4 protein-coding genes are annotated in these 3,971 nt (G+C 65.9%); all 4 read right to left on the bottom strand.

Features of this window, described 5'->3' with window-relative positions; all coding sequences use genetic code 11:
* Nucleotides 1–710 (bottom strand): matrixin family metalloprotease (locus EQG76_RS16630; RefSeq protein WP_159715443.1); only part of this gene is annotated, 710 nt, incomplete at its 3' end.
* An 88-nt stretch (nucleotides 711–798) separates the two neighbouring features.
* On the bottom strand, nucleotides 799–1,662 hold the full coding sequence (locus tag EQG76_RS16625; protein ID WP_159715441.1) for a hypothetical protein: 864 nt from the start codon (nucleotides 1,660–1,662) through the stop codon (nucleotides 799–801).
* Between the two features lie 388 nt (nucleotides 1,663–2,050).
* Nucleotides 2,051–3,058 (bottom strand): hypothetical protein, encoded by a 1,008-nt coding sequence (locus EQG76_RS16620; protein WP_159715439.1) that lies wholly within the window; start codon nucleotides 3,056–3,058, stop codon nucleotides 2,051–2,053.
* Nucleotides 3,059–3,128: 70 nt separating this feature from the next.
* Nucleotides 3,129–3,971, bottom strand: an 843-nt coding sequence (locus tag EQG76_RS16615; protein ID WP_200840864.1) for an MBOAT family O-acyltransferase, incomplete at its 5' end; no start/stop codon positions are given.

The raw sequence follows: 3,971 nt of genomic DNA, 5'->3' as shown, positions 1-3,971 counted from the left end.
GTCGCCGATGAGCCGCGCGTTGCAGTGGTCGGACTGGAGACAAGGGTCGAGCTGCCGGCACCGGACCGCTTGAACACCGAAGCGGCGACGTCGATCTCGGTGGTGGCATCGGGATAAAGGAAACGCACCCCGGCTCGGTCATCGGGCAGCGGATCCCATTCCTTGGCGTGTCCGCTCGGTCCGCCGTCCGGGTAGAAGGAGTTCAAGGTGGCGATCCAGCGGTCCTCGTGATTCAGCCCGAGAGCGTGGCCGAGTTCATGCAGGGCTACGCCCTCGAAGCTGTAAGGCGAGCCCAGGCTGTCATAATTGAACGGGCCGGTTGACCAGGCATAGTTGAGGTTGAAGCCGATATCGGTCTCGATGATACTCTGGTCAGAGCAGCGCGAGCGGAAGGTAGTGACTGCCAGTGCAGTGCCGATGTTGTTGCTGAAATAGATTTCGGTGACGCCATTGGTGTTGCTGATCGTCCCGTCGGTATCGCGCAGGAAGAAGAACTCGAAGCTCGAGCCCTTCACGTTGTTCCAGTGCCACATCGCGTTCTGGAACCTGGTGTCCCAGATGCTGCCGGGCGGCAACGAGACCGTGTTGAGCGAGAGATTGGCCCAGCCGCGCAGCCACTTGACCGGTACCCCGTCGCAGGTGTCGTAGGCATAGGCTCGTGCCGATTGCGGACTGAAGGTCAGCGGCACAAGCGCGATGAGCGCGGCCATCAGGTATCGGCGCCGCACCATGGTTCTGGAGGTCATGGCATGTTTCCTATGGGACGATGCCCGGGAAGGGTGACCGCTGGCTACAGTGCTATGGGCGGCTGGGCGATGGGCCGGCCGGCGGGCTGCCCGGCGCCTCGGAGGGCAGAGGGGCGCGCGCGGGCGCTCCGGCTTCCTGCCCAGGTGCCTTCAGGATCGACATTGCCCTGGGTGGCGGCGCAGCCTGCAGGGTGGCGCCGACCTGCACTGAATTCAGCACCCGCGTCTGGCGCGGGCCACTCAGCGCCACCCGCCGCGCGGCTCCTTGGATCGACTGGATGAAGGCATCGTAGGCCATCGGCTGGCCGGCATTGGGGACGGTGAGAGACTGCTGCTGGGCGTCGCTCGTGCCCGACCGGCTGCCGCCCTGGCCGCTTCCCGACCGGGCCTCGCCAGGGCCGTCGGCTACCGGCTGCGGCTCGATGACCTGCGCCTCGAAGCCGTAGCGCTGCTCCTTCTCGATCCTGCCATCCTCCACATCGAGGATGCGGTTGCCGACACTGTCGGTCACGAGGTTCCGTCCGTCCTGCGGTACCACGAACAGGCCCTGCTCCCAGCCGACCAGGGGCACGATGTCGGTGCCGTTGCTGGCCACGAACGCCACTACCCGCTGCCCCTCCTCAAAGGCGGGCGCGCCTACGACCTCCAGCGTCTGTGCGTCGGCCGACCCGCCCAGCAGCATGAGCGTGAGGCTGCCCTGGCCGTAGCTTCCGGTATGGATCTCGAGGTCGCGCAAGGTCACGTAGGTGAAGATCTGGCCCTGGTCGGACCGGGCCGAGACGACCGATTCCACGGTGCCCTCGACGACACCGTCCGCGCCCTGAACCAGCGCGTACATGTCCAGATAGGGCAGCGTCGTCGCCTCCGCCTGCCCAAGCCACAGCAACCCGGCCACGAAAGCCGCCGTTCTCATCATGGGCTATGCTCCGGCAGCCAAGCCCTGTCCTGACACATGCATCGCCAGGATGAGTTCGCTGCGCATGAATGGACATTGCAGCGGGCTGCGACGAGAGCCGTGAGAGCCGCATACAGACTCCTTCCAGATCTTGCCGCAGTCAATGATGCGAGATCATCAAGAAGCATAGCATAAGTATTATCATGCTGACAACGTCGTCGGCGGTGAGATCGTCATATGCGACGACGAGAGAGGAGTTGCGTAGTCCAGGGCAGATAGGGCCGTTATTGTGCTAGTCGGAGCGCCTTCACCTGCTAAAGGTTGCGGTTACTCCTGGACGGTGTGTTCTCTTGGCTATTCATGGCCCAAGATGGCGGGGCGCCGGGCTCGCGTGCCTTGCCTTTTGCAGTCAGGAACGGCCGAAGAAGCCGCTCCTGGCCAGCACCTTCGCGATCTCGTCATGGGTGGCGGCGGTGAAGTGGTGGTCGCAGGGGAAGGAGGCCGCTTCCAGGTCCACGCCGGCCCGGGCCAGTGCCGGTGCCAGGTCCAGCGTCTGGAGGCCGAGCGGTGCGGTGCGGCGCTGCCACTCGGCGAGAAGCTGCGGATCACGGTTCCAGACCAGCGCCAGGTAGCGGCCGCCATGCGCTGCCACCAGCTTCTGGTTCTGCCGGATTGCGCCGATCAGGTTGGTCCAGGACAGTTCCGAGGGCCTGGTCTGGACCGGCTGGGCTGGGTCAGTGACCGCCGGCGGCTGGCCGCCCTTCAGCGTCTGCCGCACCTCGCGGATCAGCCTGCGGACTGGCAGGAGCGCCGCACGGGAATAGGAGTAGAGCTGGAAGCCGGAGAAGACCTCGCGGAACTGCTCCATCCGGGTAAAGGGTGCCGGCGGGACCAGGCGGAAATGGTCGAGATCGGCCGGGGCGTCGAACATCAGACGGGCGCGGGGGCGCTGGCCCGGCTTGTCGTTGTTCGGGTTGGCCTCGTAGACGTCGCTGTCCAGGTTGACCAGTTGCACGACCCAGCCGACCTGGTCGAGATCGGCCAAGTGCTGGAGGACCAGGTGCTGCAGGTCGGCGCCGCTGCCGCCCAGGCCATAGTTCAGCACCTCGATCCGGTCGCCCAGATGGGCCTGGAGGCGCTGGTGCATGACCTGCTCGTCGGCGACCATGACCGCCTCGACCTGGCTGTCACCCAGCAGGATCGCCTTCTTGCCCGGCACCGGGCCCCTGGACGGGCGCAGGCCGTGGCCGTCCAGGCGGTAGGGCACCGAGTAGCAGGCCGAGAAGGCCTGCCCTTGGTAGTCGGCCTTGTGCCAGTAGCCGAGCTGCGGGTGGTAGGTGACCGGCGAGACGCCGACCCGGAGCGGCGGGGTGCGCAGGAAGACCTCGAACAGCACGAGCGCCAGGCAGACCGCCAACGGGATCCGCCAGGCCCAGCCCAGGACCGTCCGGAGCCGTGATGACCGTGCGGCCGGGGCGGCCGCCAGGTCAGAAGTTGAAGTACAGGAAGCTTGCATCGAGATCGAACAGTTCCTGATGGTGCATGACCAGGATCACCCAGGCCGCGGCGGCGGAGCGCACCAGCGGCAGAGAGAACCAGCGGAGCTTGACGAGATCCTTGGCCTCGGCGCCGTGCAGGCAGAGCGCGTACGCAGCGCCCAGTGCCAGGAGCAGGAAGGAATCGACCGCTTCCATGCGGAAGGTCGAGGGATCGACCATGCCGGCCAGCATGACCCAGGCACCGTCCAGCGTGGTGGCGCGGAAGAACACCCGGACCACGATCACCGCCAGCATGGTGAGCAGGTGCCCCCCGACCCGGCCGAGCGGGGCCAGCGGATGGAGCTGGAGCTGCCAGCCCTTGGTGAGTGCCCGCCAGCCATGGGCGATCATCAGGAAGACGCCGTTCAGCCCGCCCCAGATCACGAAGTTCCAGGACGCGCCGTGCCACAGCCCGCCCAGCAGCATGGTGATCATCAGGTTGACGTAGCGGCGGACCTTGCCCTGTCGGTTGCCGCCCAGCGGGATGTAGAGATAGTTGCGCAGGAAGCTGGACAGGGACATGTGCCAGCGCTGCCAGAACTCGATGATGCTGGTCGACTGGTAGGGATTGTTGAAATTGTCCGGAATCCTGATGCCGAACATCAGGCCCAGGCCGATCGCCATGTCCGAGTAGGCCGAGAAGTCGAAATAGAGCTGGAAGGTGTAGGCGGTGGCGGCCTGCCAGCTCTCGACGAAGCCCACGGCCGCGAGCCCGTCGGCCTCCGCGAAGGTCGGGTCGACATAGAAGGAGAGCGTGTCGGCGATGCCCATCTTCTTGATCAGGCCGATCAG

It is taken from the genome of Geminicoccus flavidas (genome assembly GCF_009806515.1).
Classification (GTDB): domain Bacteria; phylum Pseudomonadota; class Alphaproteobacteria; order Geminicoccales; family Geminicoccaceae; genus Geminicoccus; species Geminicoccus flavidus.
Note: the sequence above shows the minus strand (reverse complement) of the source record. Positions and strands in the feature narration are given on the sequence as shown.